The 21,901-nt window shown below is 63.7% G+C and carries 17 protein-coding genes; 9 read left to right on the top strand and 8 right to left on the bottom strand.

Annotated features, from left to right (window positions below):
• Positions 1-69: 69 nt before the first annotated feature.
• Positions 70-3,084 (bottom strand): caspase family protein, encoded by a 3,015-nt coding sequence (locus AC1DVW_RS17885; RefSeq protein WP_477324759.1) that lies wholly within the window; start codon positions 3,082-3,084, stop codon positions 70-72.
• 147 nt (positions 3,085-3,231) lie between these two features.
• Here AC1DVW_RS17885 and AC1DVW_RS17880 point away from each other — a divergent pair, with 147 nt between their 5' ends.
• The 3 genes from AC1DVW_RS17880 to AC1DVW_RS17870 all read left to right on the top strand — a co-directional run bounded on the left by AC1DVW_RS17880 (position 3,232) and on the right by AC1DVW_RS17870 (position 6,911).
• Positions 3,232-4,182, top strand: coding sequence for an AEC family transporter (locus tag AC1DVW_RS17880; RefSeq protein WP_477324757.1), 951 nt, complete (start codon positions 3,232-3,234; stop codon positions 4,180-4,182).
• Between the two features lie 152 nt (positions 4,183-4,334).
• A complete protein-coding gene (locus AC1DVW_RS17875; protein WP_477324755.1) occupies positions 4,335-5,792 on the top strand; it encodes an NAD-dependent succinate-semialdehyde dehydrogenase in 1,458 nt (485 codons plus the stop codon).
• 93 nt (positions 5,793-5,885) lie between these two features.
• Positions 5,886-6,911, top strand: coding sequence for an aldose epimerase family protein (locus tag AC1DVW_RS17870; RefSeq protein WP_477324975.1), 1,026 nt, complete (start codon positions 5,886-5,888; stop codon positions 6,909-6,911).
• Here the strand turns inward: AC1DVW_RS17870 and AC1DVW_RS17865 are convergent.
• The gene (locus AC1DVW_RS17865; protein ID WP_477324753.1) at positions 6,908-7,828 is read right to left on the bottom strand and encodes a sugar kinase; all 921 of its coding nucleotides are present in this window, start codon (positions 7,826-7,828) and stop codon (positions 6,908-6,910) included. The two genes, AC1DVW_RS17870 and AC1DVW_RS17865, sit on opposite strands and share 4 nt — an antisense overlap.
• Positions 7,829-8,037: 209 nt before the next feature.
• Between AC1DVW_RS17865 and AC1DVW_RS17860 the strand changes: the two genes are divergently transcribed.
• Both AC1DVW_RS17860 and AC1DVW_RS17855 read left to right on the top strand, forming a co-directional pair.
• A complete protein-coding gene (locus AC1DVW_RS17860) occupies positions 8,038-8,487 on the top strand; it encodes a FixH family protein (RefSeq protein WP_477247870.1) in 450 nt (149 codons plus the stop codon).
• Positions 8,488-8,494: 7 nt separating this feature from the next.
• The gene (locus AC1DVW_RS17855) at positions 8,495-9,694 is read left to right on the top strand and encodes a cytochrome-c peroxidase (RefSeq protein WP_477324751.1); all 1,200 of its coding nucleotides are present in this window, start codon (positions 8,495-8,497) and stop codon (positions 9,692-9,694) included.
• A 2-nt stretch (positions 9,695-9,696) separates the two neighbouring features.
• Here the strand turns inward: AC1DVW_RS17855 and AC1DVW_RS17850 are convergent, their stop codons facing one another.
• Positions 9,697-10,149 carry an Lrp/AsnC family transcriptional regulator gene (locus AC1DVW_RS17850; protein WP_107650411.1) on the bottom strand — a complete coding sequence of 151 codons (453 nt, stop codon included), beginning with the start codon at positions 10,147-10,149 and terminating at the stop codon, positions 9,697-9,699.
• A 162-nt stretch (positions 10,150-10,311) separates the two neighbouring features.
• Between AC1DVW_RS17850 and putA the strand changes: the two genes are divergently transcribed.
• Entirely contained in the window at positions 10,312-13,923 is a 3,612-nt protein-coding gene (putA, locus tag AC1DVW_RS17845; protein ID WP_477324749.1) for a bifunctional proline dehydrogenase/L-glutamate gamma-semialdehyde dehydrogenase PutA, read from the top strand.
• A gap of 179 nt (positions 13,924-14,102) precedes the next feature.
• On the opposite strand, the gene hmuQ is transcribed toward putA, so the two are convergent.
• From hmuQ to AC1DVW_RS17820, 5 genes are all read right to left on the bottom strand, one after another.
• Positions 14,103-14,417: a heme-degrading protein HmuQ gene (gene hmuQ / locus AC1DVW_RS17840; RefSeq protein ID WP_477324747.1), complete on the bottom strand. Its 315-nt coding sequence runs from the start codon at positions 14,415-14,417 to the stop codon at positions 14,103-14,105.
• 63 nt (positions 14,418-14,480) lie between these two features.
• Entirely contained in the window at positions 14,481-15,341 is an 861-nt protein-coding gene (locus tag AC1DVW_RS17835; protein WP_477324745.1) for an energy transducer TonB family protein, read from the bottom strand.
• A gap of 245 nt (positions 15,342-15,586) precedes the next feature.
• The gene (gene tolA / locus AC1DVW_RS17830; RefSeq protein WP_477324743.1) at positions 15,587-16,885 is read right to left on the bottom strand and encodes a cell envelope integrity protein TolA; all 1,299 of its coding nucleotides are present in this window, start codon (positions 16,883-16,885) and stop codon (positions 15,587-15,589) included.
• A gap of 45 nt (positions 16,886-16,930) precedes the next feature.
• On the bottom strand, positions 16,931-17,362 hold the full coding sequence (locus AC1DVW_RS17825) for a hypothetical protein (protein ID WP_477324973.1): 432 nt from the start codon (positions 17,360-17,362) through the stop codon (positions 16,931-16,933).
• Between the two features lie 11 nt (positions 17,363-17,373).
• The gene (locus AC1DVW_RS17820) at positions 17,374-19,479 is read right to left on the bottom strand and encodes a TonB-dependent hemoglobin/transferrin/lactoferrin family receptor (RefSeq protein WP_477324741.1); all 2,106 of its coding nucleotides are present in this window, start codon (positions 19,477-19,479) and stop codon (positions 17,374-17,376) included.
• A gap of 221 nt (positions 19,480-19,700) precedes the next feature.
• On the opposite strand from AC1DVW_RS17820, the gene hemP reads away from it, so the two are divergent.
• The 3 genes from hemP to AC1DVW_RS17805 are packed head-to-tail and all read left to right on the top strand — an operon-like array spanning position 19,701 to position 21,897.
• Positions 19,701-19,907 (top strand): hemin uptake protein HemP, encoded by a 207-nt coding sequence (gene hemP, locus AC1DVW_RS17815; protein ID WP_477247881.1) that lies wholly within the window; start codon positions 19,701-19,703, stop codon positions 19,905-19,907.
• Positions 19,908-19,936: 29 nt separating this feature from the next.
• Positions 19,937-20,998, top strand: a complete 1,062-nt coding sequence (locus tag AC1DVW_RS17810; RefSeq protein ID WP_477324739.1) for a hemin-degrading factor — start codon at positions 19,937-19,939, stop codon at positions 20,996-20,998.
• Positions 20,999-21,009: 11 nt separating this feature from the next.
• Positions 21,010-21,897, top strand: coding sequence for a heme/hemin ABC transporter substrate-binding protein (locus AC1DVW_RS17805; RefSeq protein ID WP_477324737.1), 888 nt, complete (start codon positions 21,010-21,012; stop codon positions 21,895-21,897).
• The last annotated feature ends 4 nt before the right edge of the window (positions 21,898-21,901 follow it).

Here is a 21,901-nt window from a genome sequence, read left to right as displayed (position 1 = left end):
CAGGCGGGTCCGGTGACAGGCATATAGGGACGGCAAAGTCGGGTGAAAGACAAGCGCAGGGGCTGAGGTCTATTTCTTCGCCATCTGCTTCTTCACCAACTCGATCTTCTGGTCGGTCAGCGCGATGGGGGCAGGGTACCCGGCTTCGGCAAAGCCCAGCTTGGCGTTTTCGAAGAACTCGATGGCCTTCTGGTATTCGGCATTGCCGCCGCCATAGCTGCCGCGATTCCAGCTGACGTCGCCGAGATTGTTCTGCTGGAAGGCCCATTGCATCGGCAGGCTCTCACGGGTGAACACTTTGAGCGTCGCCGAAAAGGCGGCTTCGGCGTCGTTCAGATATTTGTCGGTGCGTTCGAGGTTGCCGAGATTGAGCAGGCTCATGCCGATGCCGTTCTGTGCGTTCGCCCAATCGACGGGTGCGGTCTCGAAAGTCAGCACCTCCAGTGCTGCCCGTCGCGCGGCGATCGAATCGGCCAGGGTCTTGGGATCGGCATTGCTCATGCTCAGCCAATGCAGCGCCGAACCGAGGCCGGCTTGCGCCAGCGCCCATTGCCGCGGCGTCGTCTCGCGCTTGTACTCGCGCAACGCATCACGATAGGCCTCGATAGCATCCTTGTAGTGCTCGGGCTTGTCGGACAGGCCGCCGAGCAGTTGCAGCGTGTTGCCGAGATTGTAGTGCGTCATCGCCCAGTCGAGCGGGAAGTCCTTCTTGGTGTAGACCCGCCGCGCCGCCCGGAAAGCAGAGGCCGATTGATCGAGCTTCGCCGGATCGAGGGTACGCTGGCCGAGCGTCTGGTAGATCGAGCCGAGATTGTTTTGTGTAGACGCCCAATCCATCGGAAAACGCTGACGCGTGAAGATGGTCAACGCATCGCCATAGGCTGCCGCGGCTTCCTCGAGGTTGCCGGTGCCGAGTTCGAAACGGGCGGCACTGCTCAGCGCATTGCCGAGATTGAGCCGGCTGGTCGCCCAGGAGACCGGGAAGGTGTTGCGGGTTCGTATCTCGAGGGCGGCGCGAAAGGCGTCGGCCGCCTCGGTGATTTTCGCCTTGTCGTTGCGCAGCGTGCCGATCGAAACCAGCGTGTTGCCGAGATTGTTCTGCACCATGGCCCACTGCACAGGCGCCTTTTGCCGCGTGTATTCTTCGAGCGAGAGCCGATAGGCGGCTTCCGCCTCGGTCATATGCTCGCCACCTGGCTCACGCTCCGAGAGCGCGTAGAGCGCCAGGCCGAGATTCATCTGCGAAGCGGCCCAGTCCAGCGGGACTTTTTCACGCGGGCGCTTGTCCAGCGTCGCGCGCATCGCGGCAACCGCTTCGTTCAGGCGCTTCGGGTCGCTCTCGCGCTCGCCGATCTTCAACAGCACATTGCCCAGATTGTTCTGGGCGGCGGCCCAATTAAGGTCGTCCTTGTCACGCTCGAACACGGCCAGCGAAGCACGGAAAATGTCTGCCGCCTCTTCCAGCCTTGCGGTGTCGGTCTCGCGCTCGCCGATGGTCTGCAGCACCACCGCCATGTTGTTGCGGGTAATCGCCCAGTCGCGATTCTGTTCGCCATTGGGAATGAAGTTGAGGATGACATGGTAGGCGTCGATGGCGCGCTGCAGAGCGTCCTTGTCGCCTGTGGCATCGCCGTGGGCACCCAGCGCCTCAGCCTCCTGGTTCTTGTAGTTCCAGCGCAGTTTGTCGTCCCATTTCTCGACCAGCGAAAACGCCTTGCCGTAGTCGTTGGCGGCGGATTGGTAGTCGAAGACCAGCGCTGAGGCGTCGGCCCGCCTGGCATAGATGGCGGCGTCGGCAATGCGCTTGCGCTTCACCAGATCCTCTGCCTGGTCGACCGCGCCGCTGCCCTGCTCGACTCGGCCCACTGCGTCATCGAGGAATTTGCGCGCCGTGACGATGGCGCCCTGGCCGATGGCCTTGTCGGCGGAAGCGACCAGGCGCTTGATCTCGGGATCGTCGGTGCGCAAGGCATCGCGCTCGGAAACCATCTTCTTCAACCGCTCGGCCTGCGTGTCGAGCAGCTTTTGCAGGTCGGTCGGATCCTCGGGGATCTTTTCGGTGCCGAGCGCCTTCAACACGCCGTAGAGCGCATCGAGCGGCACGCCGTCCTGCAGCGAGGCCAGTTCCACTTGCGCCCGCCTGGGGTCGGGCAGGTCGGAAATGGTCAGCAGCAATTGCCGCCGCTCGCCGGTGATCAGCCCGTCATCGCCGGTCGGCTCCGGCGGCGCGACGCCGAAATAGAGCAGCCTGCGCAGGCTTTCATTGACCCACGGTCGCTGCTTCGCCCTGGTGTCGAGATAGACTTCTTCCGTCACCATGCGCATGACCGAGCCGAATTCGGTGCCTTTCATCGCCGCGAGGTGGCGCAGCAGTGCTGCCGCATAGGGGCTGTTTTCGCCGACGGCGCCATCCAGTGCCGGGCGTCCCGGCTCGGCGGCGAAGCCGATCACTGTGCCGAGGTTTTCCGTTGCTGCTGGCGCATCGCCGAGCGCCTTGGCGCCGCGCACCGGCTCCAGCCCGCCGGCGCCGATCGGCGATACCGAGGCCGTCGGCGCCCGGCGCACGACAGCATCCGGCGGAAACGGGTTGGTGCGGCAGGCGTCGAGCAGCATGATCGTCACCGGCACGGTCTTTTTCAGTTCGTCCATGACGGCGGAAATCGGCACCAACGCCTCATCGGCATCCCTCAGCGACGATACGTCGGCATCGACCGGCACCAGATAATTCTCGCCGCCGGCCTCGATGCCGTGGCCGGAATAGTAGATGAAGGCGACATCGGCTCCCTCGGCGTCCTCGACGAAGCGTTCGAGGTCGCGCTTCATTTTGGCGGCATCGCGATCGGTGACGATGCGGGCATCAAAGCCGAGATCGGTCAGCATCTTGGCCATGTCGCGGGCGTCGTTGGCCGGATTGGCAAGGGCGGTGATGTGCTCGTATTTCGACTGGCCGATGATCAGCGCCACGCCCTTGAGGCTGGTCGTCTCCGCAACAGCGAGCGCCGTCGCGGCAAGGCAGAGCAGCGCTGCGACGAAAGCCGTCAGCCATGCCTGTCTGAAAAGACGCTGTTTCGGCGTCGCGACCATTCGCTTTGTGTCCGCCCCGATGTTCCCAAGCCTGTATAGCGCTGCCACCCGACCATGATCAAATTCAGGCGCTGGCCGAATTGAGGATCGGCTTGCGAGGGATAGGGCGATTGCGCTGCCATCCGGGCTCGCCTATCACCGAAAAGAATGTCGCCGCTCACTGAAACCGTTCTTTTCGTCTTCAGCCTCGTCGCGCTCGGCTATCTCACCGGGCTCACCGGCTATTTGAAACCGGCCAGCGGGGACGGCATCTCCGAATTCGCCATCAACGTGGCGATGCCGCTGCTGCTGTTTCGGACGATGGTGAATTCCGATTTCCACGGCGTGGCGCCCTGGTCGCTGTGGGGTGCTTACTTCACGGCAGTGGCAATCACATGGGCCGCCGGCCATCTGGTGACGACGCGGGTCTTCGGGCGGGACGCCCGCACCGGCATCGTCGGTGGAGTGTCGTCGTCCTTCTCGAACGTGGTGTTGCTGGGCATTCCCTTCGTTCTCGGTGTATTCGGATCCAGCGGATTCGAAGTGCTGTCGCTGCTCGTTTCCGTGCATCTGCCGACCATGATGATGGCTTCAATCGTCATGTTCGAGATATTTGGCCGGGGTGGCAGCGAGCCCGTGCACCCGCTGCGCATCGTCCAGAGCTTTCTGAAAAGACTGTTCGCCAACCCTCTGATCATCGGCATCCTTGCCGGGCTGGCATGGCGCCTCAGCGGCGCGCCGCTGCCGAACCTTGCCACGCGGCTGGTCGATGCGCTGGCTAACACGGCCGGGCCGGTGGCGTTGTTTGCGATGGGGCTCAGCCTGCGCCGTTTCGGCATTTCCGGCAACATCCGGCCGGCGCTGGCGCTGTCGACGCTGAAACTGTTCCTGATGCCGGCGCTGGTGCTCGGCCTGGTCTGGCTGCTTGGCCTGCCGCCATTGACGGCCAAGGTGGCGGTGGTGGTGGCGGCACTGCCCTCCGGCGTCAATTCCTATCTGATCGCCGTGCAGTTCAACACCGGCCAGGCGCTGGCGTCGAACCAGATGACCATCGCGACGGCCAGCGCCGTTGTTACAACCGCCTTCTGGTTGACGGTGGTTGTCCACGTCTTCGGCTAGTTTGGCGCTGGCCCAACCCCTATATGCCATATTGCGATTGCTTGCCGGGCTTGCCCTAGGTAAAGAGCAGTGGCTCCAGCGTGCGGGATAGCGCACGCTTACCGAATACATCAAGAAACCGGCCCGTCAGAGCGCCGAACGGAGGCTAGACCATGCTTCAGAAAACCAGCCATTTCATGCGGCAGGCCAATCTCATCAACGGCGAATGGGTGCAGGCTGACAGCGGCCAGACGGTCGACGTCAACAATCCGGCGACCGGCCTCAAGATCGGCACCGTGCCGAAATCGGGCACGGCCGAGACCCACCGCGCCATCGAGGCCGCCGCTACCGCCTTCAAGACATGGCGCAAGACCACCGCGCTCGAGCGCTCGAAGCTGCTGCGCAAGCTGCATGACGCGATGATGGACAATCAGGACGTGCTGGCCGAACTGCTGACCATCGAGCAGGGCAAGTCATTGTTTGAATCGAAGGGCGAGATCGGCTCGGCCGCGGCCTACATTCTGTGGTTCGCCGAAGAAGGCCGTCGCACCTATGGCGACGTCGTGCCGTCGCCGTGGGCCGACCGCCGCATCCTGGTGACCAAGGAGCCGGTCGGCGTCATCGCCGCCATCACGCCGTGGAACTTTCCGTCCTCGATGCTGGCCCGCAAGCTCGGACCGGCGCTGGCCGCCGGCTGCACCGCCGTCGTCAAGCCGGCGTCGCAGACGCCTTATTCCGGTCTCGCCTGGGGCGCGCTGGCCGAAGAGGTCGGCTTCCCGAAGGGCGTGATCAACATCCTGACCGGTTCGGCCAGCGAGATCGGCGACGAGATCTGCGCCAACCCGCTGGTCTCGAAGATCACCTTCACCGGATCGACCGAGATCGGCAAGATGCTGATCCAGAAGTCTTCCGTCACCGTCAAGAAAGTATCGATGGAACTCGGCGGCAACGCGCCGTTCCTCGTTTTCGACGATGCCGACATCGAGCGTGCCGTCGCCGGCGCCATCACCGCCAAGTATCGCAATTCCGGCCAGACCTGCGTGTGCACCAACCGCTTCCTCGTGCAGGCCGGCGTCTACGACAAGTTTGTCGAGAAGCTGGTCGCCGCCAGCAATGCGCTGAAGGTTGGCTCGGGCCTGGAAGAGGGCGTGCAGCAGGGGCCGCTGATCGACGAGAAGGCCGTCGAGAAGGTCGAGGAATTCATCGCCGACGCCACGTCCAAGGGCGGCAAGGTCGTTGCCGGCGGCAAGCGCCACGCGCTTGGCGGCTCGTTCTTCCAGCCGACCGTCATCGCCAATGCGAAGCCTGACATGCGCTTCATGAAGGAAGAGATCTTTGGCCCGATCGCCCCGGTGTTCAAGTTCGAGACCGAGGATGAGGCCATCGCGCTCGCCAATGACACAGAGTTCGGTCTTGCCGCCTATTTCTACACCGGCGATCTTGGCCGTGCCTTCCGGGTCATGGAGGGCCTGAAATACGGCATGGTCGGCGTCAATGAAGGCTTGATCACCACGCCGGAAGCGCCGTTCGGCGGCGTCAAGGAATCGGGCCTCGGCAAGGAAGGCGGACATCAGGGCATCGAGGATTATCTCGACACCAAATATGTCTGCATCGGCGGTCTCGGCCTCTAGGAAACATCGAGGGCGGGGCAGGCCATGTGCCTGCCCTTGCCAGACGACATTCAGCCGGCCTAAGTCCATGGACCAACCAACCGACATATGGGCATAGCGATGAAGGACGGCGAGGTTTTCGGCACGACGCAAGCGGGCGAGGATGTCCGCCGCTTCACCATCAGGGGCGGCGGCCTCACCGCCAACATCATCGGGCTGGGCGCAATCCTTCAGGATCTGCGCCTGGCCGGGCACGACGCACCGCTGGTGCTCGGCTATGACCGTTTCGAACCCTATGAGACGGACAGGGCCTTCTTCGGCGCGGTGGTCGGACGTTTTGCCAACCGCATCCGCGATGGCCGCTTCACCATCGCCGGCAAGCGCTACCAGACCGAGCGCAATTTTCTCGACAAGCATACGCTGCATGGCGGCTCGCAGGGCTATTTTCACCGGCCGTGGACGGTGTCGCTGCATGGCAAGGATTTCGTCACGCTGACGCTGCACGATCCCGACGGCACGATGGGCTTTCCCGGCGCGCTCGACGTGACCTGCACCTACCGGCTGAAAATTCCCGGCACGCTCAGCATGGAACTGACCGCGACCTGCGAGGAGCCAACGCTGTGCAATCTGGCGCAGCATTCCTATTTCAACCTCGATGACGGCGGTGCCGGCGATATCCTCGACCACCGGCTGATGCTGAATGCCGGCGCCTATACGCCGGTCGACAGCGAGCTGATCCCGACCGGAGTGGTGAAGCCGGTCGACGGCACCCCTTTCGATTTCCGTCAGGCGCGGCCGCTGCGCATGGAAACCGAGGGCGAGCAGCTTGCCTACGACCAGAATTTCTGCCTGACCTCGACGCGGGGGCCGCTCAAGCAGGCATCCTGGGCGCAAGGGGCAAATTCCGGTGTCGAGATGGAACTCTGGACCACGGAACCGGGTGTCCAGCTCTATATCGGCCAGCACGTGGCGCCGTCCTCGCCGGGATTGGGCGGACGTCGCTACAAGGCCTTTTCAGGCTTTTGCCTGGAATCGCAGGTATGGCCGGATGCACCCAACCGGCCGTATTTTCCGCAAGCCACGCTATGGCCGGGCCAGATCTATCATCACGTGACTGAGTATCGGTTCCGTCTGCCTTAGGCCCCGAAGGCTGCCCGCAACGTTTCGAACGGCGCCAGCGCGCCGCGTACCTGCACGACGGCTGCAGCAACGCGATGCGCACGCTTTACCGCCTCGGCCGGGGCGTGGCCGGCAAGCCGGGCGGCGAGATAGCCGCCGTTGAAGGAATCGCCGGCGCCGGTGGTGTCTACAGGGGTGGCGACATGGACGGCCGGAACAGGCTGCAAATTGCCGTTTTCGGCGATCAATGCCGGTAGCTCACCGTTCTTGACGACGACCTCGCCGACCAGCTTTCCAAGCCGTTCGGCGGTCTTTTGCGGCACCGTGTCGCCGAACAGCATCTGCTCGTCGGGAAAGGTTGGCAGCGCGATGTCGGTGACGGCGAGCGCTTCGAGGATCGCTGCTTGCGCGTCTTCGCGGTTGTGCCAAAGGCGCGGCCGGTAGTTGGGATCGAAGGCGACAAGCGAGCCGGCTTCGCGCGCCTTGGCGACCGCCGCCAGCAAGGTCTTGCGCGCGCCAGCGTCCAGAATTGCCAAAGTGATTCCGGAGAAATAGACAAGCGCCTGGTTTTTAAGGCTTTTCGCCAGGGCGGCTGCGTCCGAGGCAAGCCGCCGCGCTGCTGCATCGCTGCGCCAGTAGGTGAAAGCGCGTTCGGCGCCGGTCAGCGTGATGGCGTAGAGCCCGGGCCGGGCGCCCGGTATGACCGGGCTGGCGCCGATGCCAATGCCGTTCTCGGCGAAGAAAGTGATCTGGCCCTGCGAAAACGGGTCGTCGCCGAAGGCCGAGACATAGGTCGCCGGCCTGTCGTAGCTCAGTGCATGCAGCGCCCAAAGCGTGTTGAACGTGTCGCCGGCAAAGCCCATGCGCCAGTTCGGCCCGGTCTGGCCCGAAAGTTCAAGCATGCACTCACCGATCGAAGCGACGCCGTTTGCTGCCATATGTCTTTCTCCTGGTGCATGTCGCCCAAAAGTGTGTAGCGGTTTGGGGCAACGAACATGCACGAAACCAAAGAGCCGGTGCTGTAGCTTTTTGCGGCCGGCAGCGCCATGGTTGGCTGCGGCGGTTTTTTGCGCCAGAAGCGTTTTCCCACAGGTGCGGCGGGACGCGAATTGCTCCCCGAGACGTTATGTTTGGAAGAGGAACCGGTTTGGCATCACTATGGCGTTATCTTCTCGCGGGTCTGGGTCTTGCTGCCTTGCTGGCCGGCATTCTCGCTATCGTCTATCTGACGGCGCCTCGGTCGGCGCAGTTCGCCGGCCTCGATGTATCCCGCTCGAAAACCACGGCGAGCGGCTTGTTCGTGGCGAGCTTCCAGCCGGAGCGGGGTGTCGTGCGGCAGGGCGAATTGCAATCCTGGCTGCTGACGCTGAAGACGGTCAAGGGCGCACCTGTGGAAGGCGCGGCGATTACGGTGTCAGGCGGCATGCCGCAGCACAGTCACGGCTTGCCGACCAGTCCGCAAGCGACCGACTATCTGGGCGATGGGCGCTATCGGATCGACGGGTTGAAATTCACCATGAGCGGCTGGTGGCAATTGCGCTTTGCCATCTCGGCGGCGGCCGGCTCCGACACGGTCGTCTTCAACGTGGTGCTGTGAGTTTTAGATGAGCCGCTTTTCGCGTTGTCTTGCCCTGCTGGTGGTGGCGATGCTTGCCGGCTGCGGCAAGCCGCAGTTTTCCGACGCCGAGAAGAAGATCATCGCCTCGCTGGCGCTGAACACGCTGCCGCCGCTGAAGACCGACACCACCAACCGCTTCGCCGATGTGCCGGCCGCCGCAGCGCTCGGATCGACGCTGTTCTTCGACGCCGGGATGAGCCGCGACGGCACGGTCTCCTGTTCGACCTGCCACAAGATCGACCGGCAGTTCCAGGACGACCTGCCGCAAGCGGTCGGCGTCGGCCGCACCAACCGGCGCAGCATGCCGCTGGCCGGGGTCGCCCACGATCCATGGTTCTTCTGGGACGGTCGGCGCGACAGTCTTTGGGCGCAGGCGCTGACGCCGCTGGAAAATCCGCTCGAACATGCCGGCAACCGCGCTGCCTATGTGCATTACATCAAGAAGCGGTTTGGCGAACGCTACGAACGCATCTTCGGGCCGCTGCCTGACCTTTCGACCGTGCCGGCCAATGCCAGCCCGCTCGGGACCGATGCCGAGAAGGCCGCCTGGAAAGCCATGCCCCCTGCCCAGGCGGAGGAGGTCAACCGCGTCTTCGCCAATATCGGCAAGGCGATCGCCGCCTTCGAGCGCTCTATCGAGCCGCCGCAGACGCGCTTCGACCGCTTTGCCATAGATCTGGGGGCAGGGGCCAAGCCGCAGGGCGACGATGCCTTTTCGCCAGAGGAAATCCTTGGGCTAAAGCTGTTCATCGGCAAGGCCAATTGCGTGACCTGCCACAACGGCCCGCGCTTCACCGACAACAGCTTTCACAACACCGGCGTGCCACCGGTTGCGGATTTGCCCTTGGATCGTGGCCGTGTCGATGCGGTGGCACAGGTCGAGGCCGACCCGTTCAACTGTCTGGGCGTCTTTCGTGACGGCGACGACAGCGCCTGCGGAGAACTGCGCTTCATGGTCAAGACAGGACCGGAACTGATCCGTGCCTACAAGACGCCGTCGCTGCGCGGCGCCGCCACCCGTCCGCCTTACATGCATGCCGGGCAGTTTTCCTCACTCGACGAGGTGGTGGCGCACTATGACAAGGCGGCGCCAAGCGTCGAGGGGACATCCGAAGTTCACCCGCTGCAGCTTTCGGACCGCGAGCGTGCGGCGCTGGTGGCGTTTTTGAAAACGCTGGCGGAGTAGGCTTACCGGTCCTTGACCGTCTCCATCGCCACGAAAGTCGAGGTCTGGGCGACGTGGGGCAGAGCCGAGATCCGCTCGCCGAGCACGCGGCGATAGGCGGCGATATCGGTGGTGCGGACCTTGAGCAGATAGTCGAAGCTCGACGCCATCATGTGGCACTGCTCGATTTCCGGCACGGCCTGCACCGCGCGGTTGAAAGCGTCGAGCGCGGCCGAGCGCGTGTCGGACAATTTCACTTGGACGAAGGCGACATGACCTTCGCCCATGCGCTCGCGGTCGATGATCGCCTGATAGCCCCTGATGTACCCGTCCTTCTCCAGCCGCTTCACCCGCGCTTGCACCGGCGTCTTCGACAGGCCGACCTTGGCGGCGAGTTCCGACATGGAAAGCCGCCCGTCGCGCGCCAGCGCCGACAGGATGTTTCGGTCTATGCGGTCCAATTGGTCTTCGGTCATCGAAATCATGGTCTATCTGGCTGAAATTTGACCTTATCATAGATCAATCGACCTATCCTGTCGATTTCTTTGGACCGATTGAGATACTGGTTTGTGCTAGCTTGCGCCATTCGGTCCGGTGACCGCCGGCCCGCTCCCTAACACTCGCTCCACAGGATCGCCATGCCCGCGCTCGATGCCATCCGTCAGCAGATTCGTGCCAACTATTTGCCCGACGAAGACCAGGCAGTGAAGCGGCTGGCCGAGGCGACGGGGCTATCGACCAAAGACCGCGACGCAATCTCGACCCGTGCCGCCGATCTGGTGCGGGCGGTGCGCGGCTCGTCCGATCCAAGGCTGATGGAGGTGTTCCTCTCGGCCTACGGCCTTTCCACCAAGGAAGGCGTGGCGCTGATGTGCCTGGCCGAGGCGCTGCTGCGCGTGCCCGATACCGAGACCATGGACGACCTCATCGCCGACAAGATCGCGCCGCACGACTGGTCGGCGCATTCGGGCGGTTCAAGCTCCATTTTCGTCAATGCCTCGACCTGGGCGCTGATGCTGACCGGCCGCGTGCTCGACGAAGGCGAGGGCGGCATCGAAGGCACGCTGCGTTCGATGGTGCGCCGGCTGGGCGAACCGGTCATCCGCAAGGCGGTGGCTGCTGCCATGCGCGAAATGGGCGAACAGTTCGTGCTTGGTCGCACCATCACCGAGGCCGTCAAGCGCGGCCGGCCGATGACGCAGAAGGGCTATCTGTATTCTTTCGACATGCTGGGCGAGGCTGCCCGCACCGAGGCCGACGCACTGCGCTATCTCAAGGCCTATGCCGACGCGATTTCCTCGCTCGACTCCGGGTCCAACGGTCCCGACATCCGCCAGAACCACGGCATCTCGGTCAAGCTGTCGGCGCTGCATCCGCGCTACGAGGTGGCGCAGAAGGAAAAGATGCTGCCGGTCATGGCCGAGCGGCTTTTGTCATTGGCACTCGCGGCGCGGCATTCGCGCATGGGCCTGAACATCGACGCCGAGGAAGCCGACCGGCTCGATCTGTCGCTCGACGTCATCGAAAAAGTGCTGGCCGAGCCGGAGCTGGCCGGCTGGAACGGCTTTGGCGTCGTCGTCCAGGCCTATGGTCCACGCGCGGCCTTCACCATCGACTGGCTCTACGCGCTGGCGAAGAAGTACGACCGCAACATCATGGTGCGGCTGGTCAAGGGCGCCTATTGGGACACGGAGATCAAGCGGGCGCAGGCGCTCGGGCTTGGCGGCTATCCGGTCTTTACCCGCAAGGCCAACACCGACGTTTCCTACATGGCCTGCGCGAAGAAGCTGTTGTCGATGACCGACCGCATCTATCCGCAATTCGCCACCCACAACGCCCACACCGTCGCCGCCATCCTGTCGATGGCTGATAACCGCGATGCCTTCGAGTTTCAGCGCCTGCACGGCATGGGCGAGGCGCTGCACGAGACGGTGCGCCAGGCCGAGGGCACGCGCTGCCGCATCTATGCGCCGGTCGGCGCGCATTCCGACCTCTTGGCCTATCTGGTCCGGCGGCTGCTGGAGAACGGCGCCAACTCCTCCTTCGTGCATCAGTTGACCGACGAGGAGGTCGAGCCTGAGGACATCGCCCGCGATCCGCTCGAAACGGTGGAGAACCAGGGCCAGGCCGCCAATCCGGCGATCGCTCGCCCCTCAGCGATTTTCGGCGCGAGCCGCAGCAACTCAAAAGGCTTCGACATCACCGATACGGTGTCGCTGGCCGCGATCGAGAAGGCCAAGGCAGGATTTGCCGGCTCGGAGCGCTGGCATGCCAAGCCGATCACCCGCGCCGCCGGCTACGGCAAGCAGAGGCCGATCGTCAATCCGGCCAAGCCTGACGAAATTGTCGGCACCGTCAGTGAGGCCGCCGCCAAGCAGGTCGCGACCGCGGTGCGCTTCGCCGTGGAGGCGCAACCGGCCTGGGCAAAGCGTCCCGTCGCCGAGCGCGCCGCCATCCTCAACCGTGCCGCCGACCTCTATGAGGCCAATGCGGTCGAGTTCTTTGCCCTCGCCACCCGCGAGGCCGGCAAATCGCTGGCCGACGGCGTCGCCGAAGTGCGCGAAGCCGTCGACTTCCTGCGCTACTACGCCACCGAAGCAGCCAACAACGAAGCGGGCACGCAAGCGCGCGGGGCGATCGTCTGCATCTCGCCGTGGAATTTCCCGCTCGCCATTTTCACCGGCCAGATCGCCGCAGCACTCGTCACCGGCAATTCGGTGATCGCCAAGCCGGCCGAGCAGACACCGCTGATCGCCTTCCGCGCCGTCGAATTGCTGCGCGAGGCCGGTGTGCCGGAAGACGTCATCCAGCTTCTGCCCGGCGACGGCCCGTCGGTCGGCGGGCCGCTCACCGCCGATCCGCGCATCGCCGGCGTCTGCTTCACCGGCTCGACCGAGGTCGCCAAGCTGATCGAGAAGCAATTGGCCGAGACCGCCGCGCCCGACGCCATGCTGATCGCCGAGACCGGCGGTCTCAACGCCATGATCGTCGATTCCACCGCACTGCCCGAACAGGCGGTGCGCGACATCCTCGCCTCGGCCTTCCAGAGCGCCGGCCAGCGTTGTTCGGCGCTGCGCGTGCTCTATGTGCAAAAGGACGTCGAGAAGAAGATGCTGGAGATGCTGAAGGGCGCCATGGAAGCGCTTAGCATCGGCGATCCCTGGCAGATTTCCACCGATGTCGGCCCAGTCATCGACGACGAGGCGCAAGCGTCGATCCGCGACTACTGCACGAAGATGGGCCTGCAAGGTCGGCTGATCGCCAAGCTCGAAGCGCCGAAGGGCGGCCGTTTCGTCGCGCCGCATGTTTTTCGGGTCAAAGGCATCGAGGAGATGGAGCGCGAGGTGTTCGGGCCGGTGCTGCATGTCGCCAGTTTCGACGCCGACAAGATCGACGCGGTGATCGCCGAGATCAATCGCAAGGGCTATGGGCTGACCTTCGGCCTGCACACCCGCATCGAGGGCCGCGTCCAGCATTTCGTCGACGGCATCCATGCCGGCAACATCTATGTCAACCGCAACCAGATCGGTGCTGTCGTCGGTTCGCAGCCTTTCGGCGGCGAGGGGCTTTCCGGCACCGGGCCGAAGGCCGGCGGCCCGCACTATCTCCGCCGCTTCCGCAAGGGGCCGGAGGCCGGTACGCATCTTGCCGAAGGCCACAAGGTGACGGCGACCGAGCTTGCCGACAATCTGACCGACCCGACGCTTGGCGGCTGGTCGACGCGGCCCGACCGCGTCGCCATCCTGCGCAAGCATCTGCGCGGTAAGGGTGCGGCAGCCATCGGCGCTGCCGCCGGCATCGATTTCGGCCAGGTCGACCTGCCGGGGCCGACAGGCGAAGCCAACACGCTGTCGCTGTCGCCGCGCGGCCGCGTGCTCTGCCTCGGTCCTGACGGCGATACGCTGCTTGCCCAGACGATCCAGGCGCTCGCCGCCGGCAATGCCGTGCTCGCCGTCGCGCCTGGTGCTCCTGCAGCGCTCTCGGCGCTGACTGGCAAGGGCCTGCCTCTGGCGGCCATAGACGGCCGGCCCGATCCGGTCGAGGCGCGCTCGCTGCGGGTCGACGTCGTCGCCTTCTCGGGCACGCCTGAGGCAGCTCGCATCGTGCGCAAGGTCATTGCCGACCGCGCAGGACCGATCGTGCCGCTGGTCAGCGAAGTGCTCAACCCGGCGGCCTACGCGCATGAGCGCGCCGTCTGCGTCGACACCACGGCGGCAGGCGGCAATGCCAGCCTGCTGGCCGCGGCTTAGGGTGCATTGATATTCAGGTGATGCCGGCCTGCAAACGATGGTTTCCTGCGCTTCCGGTGCTCACGTACTTCAAGTACGCTCCGCTCCGGTTCTCGGAAACCATCGTTTTCGACTCGGCCTGACCTGAATCTCAACACACCCTAACCGTCAGCGGAGGTCTTGCCTTAGCGCGTTAGCGGTCAGGCGCCTTCGACGACCGAGAACCCCTCGAACTGGGGGTGACCAAGATAGTGCACCTTGCTGGAACCGGCGTTGCGATGCGCGGCACGGAAATTCTCGGATTTGGTCCAGGCGACAAAATCCTCATGGCTCGCCCACACCGTGTGCGACGCAAACAACGTATAGCCCTCGGCGTCGTTGACCGGGCCGCGCAGCAGATGGAATTCCTTGAAGCCCGCCATTTCCGAAAGTGTCGAGTCGCGTCCCTTCCAGACGTCCTCGAAGGCGACCTCCGAGCCGTTCTGGACCTTGAAGCGGTTCATGGCGATGTACATTGGCTGTCCTTTCGGGATGGGTGAATGTGTGACGTGATGAGGGTTTGAGACGGTGAGGCGGAGCTAGTACGGACCGATCCGCGCCCTGAACACCCAACTTGACCTGCCGGTCTCGGCTGGAATGGGAGGGAACGGCGCCTGCTGGCGCACCAGCGTCAAAGCGAATTGATCGAGCTCCGCGGACCCTGAGCTTTCGGCAAGCTGTATGTCGCCGATGCTGCCGTCGGCCATGACGACGAAAACAACCCTTGCATTGTTGCTGGCCTTGGCTTGTACCGATTTCGAAACACGACGGTTGGCGCGGGCAAGCTTCTTCTGGATTTCACCGCTGTAGCGGGATTCTATCGCATTGCCTGCTGCGCCCTGCTTCTTGCCCGTGCTGGACGTCACCGCGTCACGTTCCTCGCCATCCGCCGCACCGCGCGCGTCATTGGTTTCGCCCACGCCGCCAGAACCTGTCGTGCTTGGCCTTGCGGTCGGGATCGGCGGCTGTCCGATATCGGCAGGAGGCGCCTCGGCGCTTTCGGTCGGAGTAACCGGCTCTGCCGGCGTTTCAGCTTTCGGGGCCACGCTCTGCTCGTCATGGCGTGGGGTGTCGGCCGTCAGTATGTCCGGCGCGGCGGTGGGTTGTTCGACCGCGGGCGGCAGGGGCGCGGGGGGCTGTGCCGCCATTTCCTTGGCGGGCTGCTCGGCAGGCGGCTTGGGCTTCACCTGAGGCTTGGCGGGCTGCGGGTCGGGCACCACGGTAACCTCCATCACGCCAGGGGCCTGGCCATCCAGGGCGCTGCCGACCACGTTGGCGCCTGATTGATCGGCACCCTCCATCTGGATTGCATCCCTGGACTCGAATGTGCCGGCGGGTGTGATGAGAAAAGCCGCCGCTACCGCGACATGGAGCAGGCAGGAGACGATGATCGCCGCCATCCATTTGCGGCTGATGGCTGACGGCCGCGCTGACGCAAGCGGCTCGGCTGGCGTGATCGCCAGTTCGCTGCCGGCATCGGGGAGGGGGCTGGTTTCTTGCATGTTTCGCGGCGAGACCTGCCGCGAGCGGCGTGGACTTGTCAAATCAAGATCGGTTGCCAGCGGCAACGCGCCAACCACCAAAGGCCACGCCACGGTGTTTCGGGCGAATATGGATTCCAATCCCGAAGCGGACACCATCGGGTTCAGCGCGCAAGGCCGAGCGGTAAGGCGAACGCCCAGCTCGATCGGCCGGCATCCGTCGGGATGGGCGGGAAGGGGGCCGCGAGGCGTATGACCGCGAGGGCCGCCGCATCGAGTTCAGGCGAGCCGGAACTGCGCGCGATGCGGATGCCGCCGACCCCGCCATTGGCATCGACGGTGAAGCTCACCTGGACATCGTTGCGCGCCTTTGCCCGCGCGGAACTCGAAATGCCACGCAACGCGCGCCGCAGTTTTGCGACCACTTTGCCGGGATAGTTGGACACGGACGCATTGCCAACGCCTGACTTGCCGCCCTGGCTTTTGCTCGTTGTCTTGCCGTCGGTCTGGCCATCGGCGACGCCGCGCCTGGCATCGGCTTCATTCTGGCCGCCGGAGCCGGACCTGGCCTGTTTGGCTGGCACCTTTTCCGCCTTCTTCAGCTTCTCAGCCTCCTGCGCCTTCTTGATCGGCCTCTTCACCGGCTCGGCTTTCCTGGTTTTCGCAGGCTGAGGCTTCGCCGGCTGCGGCTTTTTTTCCGCGGGCGCCGGTTGCGGCTCCGTTTCGGCCGTGATTTTCTCGACGGTTTCGACCGACGCCGTTTTCTCGGCCGTGGTCGCCTTTACGGTCGTGGCCGACTGCTCGGCGGGCTTCTGGACGGAATTGTCGTCTTCGACCGCCTGATCGACGGCCAAAATCTCGGGCACGGGAGTGACAGTCGTGGCCGTCGCCGGCTCGTCGGGGACAGGGTCGACGCGGTCGGGCGCGGACGCAGGCCGATCCAGCGTTTCCCGCACAGGTTCCAAAATTGCCGTGGCAGCCGCTTCTGCTTCCATGGTTTCGACCGGCTGGGCCGTTTCGGTCGCCGCCACCGGTTGCGCCTCCACGGTCTCCACGGACTTGGGGGCAAGCATGGTGACCAGCGTCACCTCAGCCGCTTCCAGTGGGGCCATGTCGCCGGCCGCCGACTGGTCCTCGGGCGCGGTGCCGAGCAACATGACGCCGGACTGGTCGGCGCCTTCGATCAGGATCGGCTCATCGTCGGTGGCAAGGAAGGCCATTGCCGCTGCCGCATGAAGCACCAGTGAGACAACCACTGCGGCCTTCCATTTGCGCCTTGGCTGCCCAGTTCGTGTGCCCAGCGGCTCGGCTGGTATGGTGGTCAGCTCGCCGCTGGCGTCCTTGATGTAGTTCTTCTCAGGTGTGTCGCGCAGCGAAGACTGCAGCGAGCCGTGCGGAATGGTGAAATCGGGGTCGTCCGGTTCCAGCGGCAACACAAAGGGCCCGGCCAGGGGCCAGGCCACGGTGTTTTGCGAAAATGCCGGTTCGAGCCCCAATGCCGCCCCCTGTCACAGGCCGAAGGCGATGCCGGTCTTGGTCGCGGTCTTCAGACTGCGCAGGCATGTCGCCGGCTCTATGCTGGCGCCCACGCACTCCGTCGCGCTGTTGATCAGCACGCGGCCGAGTTTGGTGCAGTCGGTGCCGGCAAGATCGAAACGCGTCACCTTGGTCTTGCCGGCCGGCAGGTCCTTGAAATCGAGGACGGTCAGCCGGTCCACCACGCCCGCATCGTTGAACAGCGCGATCTCGAACGCCGCCTTGGAAAGATCGGCGCCGAGATTGTTGGCAACCACGAATGTCAGCCGGCAACCCTTTTCGGAGGGCTGCGCGCCGTTGAGCTCGAGCGAGAGCCCCTGGCCCGGCGTCTCTGCTTGTACTGGGCCGGCCACGGCGGCGACAAATGTCGCTGCGATCAGGAAGGATGTCGTAGCCGCCGTGATGCTCATCGTTCTCACCAGTCCAGTTGTTTTGCCAATGTCAGCTTGAAGGTCCGGCCCTTGGCGTAGTCGAGCGCGATCGCGTCGCGGTAGTAGGCGTTGAAGATGTTGTTGATGCCGAACTGAGCCTGCCAGCCTTCGAACTGGCCGGATTGCGGCTTCCACGATGCGAAGAGGTCCACCGTGGTCCAGGCGTCGGCTGGAACCACGGTAGCGCTCGGTGTTGCCGACGAAGATGCCGTGCCCTGAATGCTGTTGGACGCCTCGAAGGCGTGGGTCACCCTGCCACCGAACTCCAGATCGCGATCCGGCATGCGCGCGCCCAATGAAAATACGATCTTGTGCGCCGGAATGGTCGAGAGCGGCTTGCCGTAGTTCAGGCCCGGCGTCAGGTTCTCGCCCTTCACGCCGGTGTAGGCAAGGTTGGCGAAGACGTAGTCGGAATCGTAGGCGCCCTCGATCTCGACGCCGTAGATGCGTGCCTTGCCGACATTGTAGAAGTAGCGGGAAGCGCCGGTCGCCGTCAGCTGGATGAGATCGGTGAGCTCGTTGTAGAAGCCGGTCGTCTTCAGGCTCAGCGCGTCGCCCTCCTGGAGAATATCGTTGCCGGAAGTGGTAAAGCCCACTTCGTAATTGTTGGATTTTTCCTTTTTCAGGTCGACGCTGACGCCCTTGGACCAGGTGTAGAGTTCGTCAAGCGTCGGCAGCCGCTCGGTGTGGGCAATGGAGCCGAACACGCCGAAATTGTCGTTGAGCTTGTAGAGCGCCGCGATCTTCGGCGACCAGGCCTGATCGTTGACGTCGACCGCATTGCCAAGCGATTCAGCCGCTTCGCCGGGCTGGCGCCAGACAAAGTCGCCGCGCATGCCGGCGATCAGCGTCAGCTTTTCGTTCCAGACATATTCGTTTTCCACGAACGCGCCGAGCTTGTTGTCGGTGCCTTCCGGGTGAGTGTTGATGGCATCGCCGGTGCCGGTGATGAGCTGGCTGACCCCGATACGATCCTGGTGGCTGGCCTGAACGCCATAGGTCAGGAAATTCTGATAGGCCTCGCCGCTGAATTCGGACGTGTTCTGCAGATTGGCTTGCCAGGTGCGATAGCCGTAATCCGCATCGATGATGTTCGAACCGGCCAGCGTGCCGTTGCGCTGTTCCACCGCTGTGTCGGAATAGGAGATGTTGGCTTTGATATCGAACCAAGGATTGTCGCTGACCGGGTTCTCGTAACTGAGGATCGCCGTGCTGTCGACGACATGGCGATCGACCGTGCCGAACGCCGCCTGGGTGCCGGTCTGGGCGTAGGCCTGGTTGTCGGCATCGCTGTCCCAGCGCTGGTAGGAGAGGCGCACGGCCTGCTCGTTGTTGTCGCCGAAGTGTGCCGTTCCCTTCATCAGTCCCGACCAGGCGTTGAAATCCGACCCTAAAAGCTTGGTGCCGTTGCCCAGCGTGAACTCGTCGGCGGTGCGATAATTGCCGGTGGCGAGGAACTCGACATTGTCGTTGAGGCGGCGGGCATAGATGGCCGAGCCCAGCAGTCCGTTGCCGTTTGTCTCATAGGAGCTCTTCAGCCGCAGCGCGTTGTTCTTGCCGTCCTTGAGGAAGTCGGAAGCGTCCTTGGTGACGAAATTGATGACGCCGCCGAGGGCGCCTGAACCATAAAGCGTCGAGGAGGCGGGTCCGCGCAGGACCTCGACCTTCTTGTAGAGCTCGGGATCCGAGAAGAACGAGCCCATGCGGTACTGCTCGTAGAATTTCTGCGCGCCATCGACATTGACGATGATGCGGGAGCCGTCGGCCGAGTTCTCGGTGGAGCCGATGCCGCGAATGTTGAAGGCTTCGCCGAAAACGCGTTCGCTGCCGACCATGGTTACGCCCGGTACCGACTTGAACAGCCCGCCGGTCGTCTCGGCTTGTTCGCGATCGATGTCGTCCTGATTGAGAACCGTCACGGCCTGTGGCGTGTTGATGGCGATCTTTTCAGCGCCGGCGCCCAACACGAGCCGCTGCAGCAGGGTCACGCGCCCCTTTTTCTCCGCTTCGTTGATCTTGGCTTCCTGGGCCTTTGCGCCATGCATCCCAACCAATACCGTCACCGCCGCTCCGCTCAGCAGAGCAGCCATATTCCTTGCCGCCGGCCCCATAAACCCCACTCCAAATTCCAGGTTCAATGCTGGCTGGCGTGGCGCTCGCTGGCATTTTTCATTCGATCCGGCGTCTTAAATGTTGACTCATTTAGTCCGGTATTGCACTGACTAGTAAACATGATTATTCGAGTCAAGAAATGAATCGGCATTTTTGCAACGCCTAGCCAGATGCCCGGCACAGAAAGGGATCGAACCAGATGAACACGCACAATCCCAATGACTTCCGCTACCGCGTCCGCCGTCCCGAAGACGCTTCGGCTCGCTTCGACCGGGTGCCGCTGGCGGTGAGGACCTTGTCCTCGAACACGCTGTTCCAGGGCGAGCACGAGATCGGCATCGAACATCACGGCGCGCTCTACCGGCTCAAGATCACCCGCCAGGGCAAGCTCATCCTCAACAAGTAGGCTTTCAAGAACAGCAGGGGCTAAGAACCATGGACCAGCGCGTGAAACCGTCGCCGCATGAAATTCGGCGGGCGCGGACCGACAATCCGAAGACGCGCGAGCGTGATCTTGCCGCCCAGCTCGGCATTTCGGAAGCCGAGCTTGTCGCGGCGCATTGCGGCGACGGCGTCGTTCGCGTCGAGCCGCGCGTCAACGATCTTCTGACGGGCCTCGAAACCGTCGGCGAGGTGATGGCGCTGACCCGCAACGAAAGCGCGGTGCACGAGAAGATCGGCGTCTACGACAAGGTCGTCACCGGCGACCACAATGCCATGGTGCTGGGCGAAAACATCGACCTGCGCATCTTCCCCAAAATCTGGGCGCATGGCTTTGCCGTGGAAAAGCGCGACGACGGCGAGATCCGCCGCAGCCTGCAGTTCTTCGACGCGGCCGGCGAGGCGGTGCACAAGGTGCATCTGAGACCCTCGTCCAACCTCTATGCCTACCAGAAGCTGGTCGCCGGGCTCGAATCGTCGAACCAGGAGCCGACAGGGATGATTTCGGGCGGTGGCGCCGAGGAGGAGACCGAGATGTCGGACAACCCCGCAAGCATCGACGATTTGCGCGATCGCTGGAGCCGGCTGACCGACGTGCACCAGTTCTTCGGCATGCTGAAGACACTGAAGCTCAGTCGCCGCCAGGCGGTGCGCATGGTTGGCCAGGACTACGCCTGGCTGGTCGACAATGACGCCGTCGGCGCCATGTTGCATCATGTGGCCGCCGGCAACATGCCGATCATGTGCTTTGTGGGAAACCGCGGCTGCATCCAGATCCATTCCGGCCCGGTCAAGTCGATCAAGCCGATGGGACCGTGGATCAACGTGCTCGACGAGACTTTCCATCTGCATCTGCGGACCGACCACATTGACGAGGTCTGGGCCGTGCGCAAACCGACCAAGGATGGCCATGTCACCTCGCTCGAGGTCTATGGCGCCGACGGCAAGATGATCATCCAGTTCTTCGGCAAGCGCCATGAAGGCGAAGGCGAGCGCGACGACTGGCGCTTCCTGGCGGAGAACCTGCCGCGCATTCCAAGCCCGACGGCGGCCTGAGGACAACGTCAATGATTTCATTTTTCAGATTGATGTTGGGGCCGGCGGTCGCTCTTGCCCTGGCTGCTGGTGCGCTTCCGGCCAGCGCCGCCGAAGGCAAGGCTGTCTTTTCCGACCCGTCGAGGATCGCCGCCATTGGCGGTTCGATCACCGAGATCGTCTATGCGCTGGGCGAGCAGGACCGTCTGATTGCCCGCGATTCGACCAGTCGCTATCCGGAGGCGGCGCTGAAGCTGCCCGATGTCGGCTATATGCGTCAGCTGTCGCCGGAAGGCGTGCTTTCGGTCAATCCGTCGGGAATACTAGCGCTGCAAGGCAGTGGCCCCAAGGAAGCCATCGACGTGCTGAAAAAGGCGAGCGTCCCCTTTATCGAGGTGCCGGACCGCTTCGACAATGAAGGTATAATCGAAAAGATTCGCATCGTCGGCAAGGCGCTCGGCGCCGATGCCAAGGCCAAGGTGCTGGCGGCTGAGGTCGATGCCAAACTGAAGGCAGCCGAAAAGCAGACCGCCTCGATCAAGGAGCGCAAGCGCGTGCTGTTCGTCCTGTCGATACAGGGCGGCAAGATCCTCGCGTCAGGCAGCAAGACGGCCGCCGACGGCATCATCAAGCTGGCCGGTGGCGTCAATGCGATCGAAGGTTTTAGCGGCTACAAGCAACTGTCCGATGAGGCGCTCGTCACCGCCAGACCGGACGTCATCCTGATGATGAACAATGCCGGGCCGGCGACCTCGGATGACCAGTTGTTCGCCATCGCGTCGGTCTCCTCGACGCCGGCGGGCGCCGCCCGCAAACTGATCCGCATGGATGGCGGCTATTTGCTCGGCTTCGGCCCGCGCACGGCCGACGCCATCCACGAACTCGCGGTCTCGCTGTATGGCGGGCAGGTTACGGACTGAGCAG

The sequence above is a fragment of the Mesorhizobium sp. P3_B5 genome (assembly GCF_056402815.1).
Note: the sequence above shows the minus strand (reverse complement) of the source record. Positions and strands in the feature narration are given on the sequence as shown.

Excerpts from the sequence above, each read along its gene's own strand:
- putA (WP_477324749.1), top strand. The coding sequence starts at position 10,312 with ATGCCCGCGCTCGATGCCATCCGTCAGCAGATTCGTGCCAACTATTTG.
- AC1DVW_RS17810 (WP_477324739.1), top strand. The coding sequence starts at position 19,937 with ATGGACCAGCGCGTGAAACCGTCGCCGCATGAAATTCGGCGGGCGCGG.
- AC1DVW_RS17855 (WP_477324751.1), top strand. The coding sequence starts at position 8,495 with ATGAGCCGCTTTTCGCGTTGTCTTGCCCTGCTGGTGGTGGCGATGCTT.
- hmuQ (WP_477324747.1), bottom strand. The coding sequence starts at position 14,417 with ATGTACATCGCCATGAACCGCTTCAAGGTCCAGAACGGCTCGGAGGTC.
- AC1DVW_RS17835 (WP_477324745.1), bottom strand. The coding sequence starts at position 15,341 with ATGGCGGCGATCATCGTCTCCTGCCTGCTCCATGTCGCGGTAGCGGCG.
- AC1DVW_RS17820 (WP_477324741.1), bottom strand. The coding sequence starts at position 19,479 with ATGGCTGCTCTGCTGAGCGGAGCGGCGGTGACGGTATTGGTTGGGATG.
- AC1DVW_RS17805 (WP_477324737.1), top strand. The coding sequence starts at position 21,010 with ATGATTTCATTTTTCAGATTGATGTTGGGGCCGGCGGTCGCTCTTGCC.
- AC1DVW_RS17880 (WP_477324757.1), top strand. The coding sequence starts at position 3,232 with ATGTCGCCGCTCACTGAAACCGTTCTTTTCGTCTTCAGCCTCGTCGCG.
- hemP (WP_477247881.1), top strand. The coding sequence starts at position 19,701 with ATGAACACGCACAATCCCAATGACTTCCGCTACCGCGTCCGCCGTCCC.
- AC1DVW_RS17875 (WP_477324755.1), top strand. The coding sequence starts at position 4,335 with ATGCTTCAGAAAACCAGCCATTTCATGCGGCAGGCCAATCTCATCAAC.
- AC1DVW_RS17865 (WP_477324753.1), bottom strand. The coding sequence starts at position 7,828 with ATGGCAGCAAACGGCGTCGCTTCGATCGGTGAGTGCATGCTTGAACTT.
- AC1DVW_RS17850 (WP_107650411.1), bottom strand. The coding sequence starts at position 10,149 with ATGACCGAAGACCAATTGGACCGCATAGACCGAAACATCCTGTCGGCG.
- AC1DVW_RS17885 (WP_477324759.1), bottom strand. The coding sequence starts at position 3,084 with ATGGTCGCGACGCCGAAACAGCGTCTTTTCAGACAGGCATGGCTGACG.